This is a genomic window from Rhodococcus sp. (in: high G+C Gram-positive bacteria), assembly GCF_049286785.1.
In the GTDB taxonomy this organism is placed as follows: Bacteria; Actinomycetota; Actinomycetes; order Mycobacteriales; family Mycobacteriaceae; genus Rhodococcus_F.
In genome coordinates, this window is the sequence record NZ_JBAQEO010000281.1 from 1 (window position 1) to 3110 (window position 3110).

General features: G+C 65.2%; 3 protein-coding genes. 1 reads left to right on the plus strand and 2 read right to left on the minus strand.

The genetic code is table 11. The annotated features are described in order from the left end of the window. Positions 1 to 411, plus strand: a 411-nt coding sequence (locus tag WAW17_RS11215; RefSeq protein ID WP_422333054.1) for a DUF2254 family protein, incomplete at its 5' end; no start/stop codon positions are given. Between the two features lie 142 nt (positions 412 to 553). Here WAW17_RS11215 and WAW17_RS11220 read toward each other — a convergent pair. Together WAW17_RS11220 and WAW17_RS11225 are read right to left on the minus strand one after the other, a co-directional pair. Next, a complete protein-coding gene (locus WAW17_RS11220; RefSeq protein ID WP_422333055.1) occupies positions 554 to 1327 on the minus strand; it encodes an ion channel in 774 nt (257 codons plus the stop codon). A 170-nt stretch (positions 1328 to 1497) separates the two neighbouring features. Then, on the minus strand, positions 1498 to 2844 hold the full coding sequence (locus WAW17_RS11225; RefSeq protein ID WP_422333056.1) for an APC family permease: 1347 nt from the start codon (positions 2842 to 2844) through the stop codon (positions 1498 to 1500). Between the last annotated feature and the right edge of the window lie 266 nt (positions 2845 to 3110).

Here is a 3110-nt window from a genome sequence, read left to right on the forward strand (position 1 = left end):
CTGTCACCCGGGATCAACGATCCCACCACCGCCGTGCACGGGTTGGTCTCGTGCACCGCGGTACTCGTCGACCTTCTCGACCTTCGGCTCGGCCCGTACACCCTGCGCGACGAACACGACCGGGTACGCGTGGTGGTGGCGCGACCCACCTTCGCAGAGCTGCTGGATCTGGTGTGCACCCAGCCGCGGCTCTACGGTGCCGGCGATCCCGTGGTGCTGGATGCGCTGGTGTCGATGCTGCGGGAGCTGGCATGGAAGGCCGCTACCGGCGAGCAGCGCACGGCGATCACCGATCAACTTCCGCCCCTGCAGAAATGCTTCACCGACCACGACGCCGCGACTCGCGGCCACCTCGACCATCTCACTCGGCAGGTACACGAGGCACTCGAACGGCGGTGGAACCCGGCGTGACCTGGATTTCGAGTGCAGTGGGTGCAGTGTGCCGGGGAACACACTCAACCACGCAGCTGGCACCGGGTCGAGGATCGGTACAGACTTACCCGCGGGTATAGGCGCGGCCGACCCGCCGACCTGGTCGAACCCTCTGCGCGCATCAGAAATTGTTCACAGCAGGGAAGTTGTTCTCGGCGTGCGGGAGTGCAGGGGCGCTGCCTGCAGATGGGCCCTCGGCATCGAGTTGGGCTCGGAGGGCTTGGACCTGCCGGGACAGTTCGACGACCTGTTGTCGGGTGGCGGCTTGGTTCATCTCGTCTTGTTCGGCCACCTTCTGCACCAGCCAGGATGCGAGGGTGGCGGTGACGACACCGAGCAAGGCGATCCCGGCCACCATCAACCCCACGGCGATCAGGCGTCCGGCAGGGGTGACGGGCGAGAGATCGCCGTACCCGACGGTGGTCACTGTCGCGATGGCCCACCAGAGAGCATCGGGGAGTGTGGTGATCGTCGAATCGGGAGCTGCGCGTTCGGCGTCAAGCATCGCCAACGATGCGACGGCAATCAGCAGGGTGGTACCGGTGATCGCGTAGGTGACCACGCGTCCTCGCAATGCGCCGCCGACCGAGCGCTGAAGAAAACTGACCACCGTCAGGAGTCGAAGCAGGCGCAGTGGCCGGAGTATCGGCAGTACCACGATGGCGAGTTCGTGCAGATGGTAGATGAACCATCGGCCGCGCCGGTCGGCCAAGGTCAACCGTGCCAGGTAGTCGATGATGAACAGAACCCAGATCGCTTGGACGGCGTGTTCGGCCAGTGTGGCGGAGGTTCGCACCGGCTGTGCCAGCACCGTCCACGCGTAGATCCCCAAGAACGCCAATGCTGCGCCGGCCAATGGCCACTCCGTCTTTCGTTCCCATTGCGCATACGTCATAGCCGCAAGATACGGACTGTGATCGCGTGTGACGATACCGCCGGTGGTACGGTCCCGGCCGACGTAACCGAACCACGGGGGAGCTGACGACGACGTATTCGCCGGTGCGGTCGAGATGGAGCGCATCGTTGTCGGCGCGGTCGATGATCTTGACGGGGACGAGTCGTTGGTCAACTGTGTCCGGCGGAGGGCTGCCGGTGTGCCGGTGCTCCACCGCGACGGCGCACGACTAACCACTGGCCTGCGAAGATGACCGCGGCCACCGCCGCGGTGGCGACCACCGTGAACAGGTCCGTGCGAATCTTCATGATCACGAACGGCACGAGCAAGAGCACATCGAGTGCGATCGCAACCGCCGGGATCCATGTCGCGAACTCCACCTCGTCGCGCAGTCGACGGATCACACCCCAATGGATGGCGATGTCCATCGACAGGTACAGCATCGCACCTAGCGAGGCGATCTGGCTCAAGTCGAACAACGCCGCCGTCACCAGCGCCAGCGCGGCCGTGATGAACAACGACTGCCGATTCACCGACCCCGGCAACCCGGGAACTTGCTTCATCTCGCGCAGCATGTCGTACAACCGCGAGACGGAAAACAGGCTTGCCACCAATCCGGACAACGTCGCGACCACCGCCACCGCCACCGTCAGCGACACACCCCAGGACCCGAACAGCGGCTCGGCGGCTTCGGCTAGCGCGTAGTCACGGGAGGCTACGATCTGCGGCACCGACAGGCTCCCGGTGACCGCGACGGTCAGCAGCAGATAGACCACCGTGCACACCGCGATCGCGATCACGATGGAGCGAGCGATGTTGCGCTGGGGGTTGCGGATGTCCTCGCCCTGATTGGTGATCGTGGTGAAGCCCTTGTACGCCAGGATGCACAGCGTGGCGCCGGCGAGAAAGCCCAGGAGCCCGCTGTCCGGTGGGGTTCGTGCGTCTCCACCGGTGAACAGTTCCGAGAGCGCGGAGACCCCGGTTGCGGCGATACCGGCCACTGCTAGCGCGGCGATCCCGACGATCTTGATCGCTGCGGTCACCGTTGCCGAGCCTTCCACCCACCGGTTTCCGACCAGGTTGACCATTGTTGCCGCCACGATCGCCGCGACCGCCAGGACCGGCACCCACACCGCCGAACCCTGCATCCCGAACGGACGCAACAGGTACGTGCCGAAGGTACGTGCCAGCAGACTCTCGGCCAGGATCATCGAGATGTACATGAACAACGAGAACGACGCGGCCACCACGCCGGGGCCGTAGGCGGCCTTCAATATCATCGCGATCCCACCCGAGGACGGATTCGTGCTCGAGTACCGCACATACGAATAGGCACTGAACGCCACGACCACCGAACCGGCGACGAACGCCCAGGGCACCCAGGAGCCCGCCAGCTCGGCCACCTGCCCGACCAGAGCGAAGATGCCCGCACCGATCATCACCCCCGTCCCCAGCGAAACCGAACCGATCAGCGACAGCTTCTTGTTGTTTTCGGTGTCGGACGGCACCGGCGCCACCTCGTCTCGCACTCGTAGCTGCTTTCAAGCCCCGCCCGGGGCCTGTCCATTCGTTGTCCGGTTAGTTACCCCGACCAGCTGATCCGAAATCGTCGGTAGGACATGGAGAACAGAACCCCGGCATTCGGCATCCGTGCGGGGCAGCCGCTCTCCACGGGTTCGAGGGCCCTGAACGGTACTCGTAGCGCGCATCAGGTCCCGGATGCAAGCCGGCGAACCGCGTCTACCGCCGCCGCACTGACTCGCGCCGGCCAGGCCGGACACTC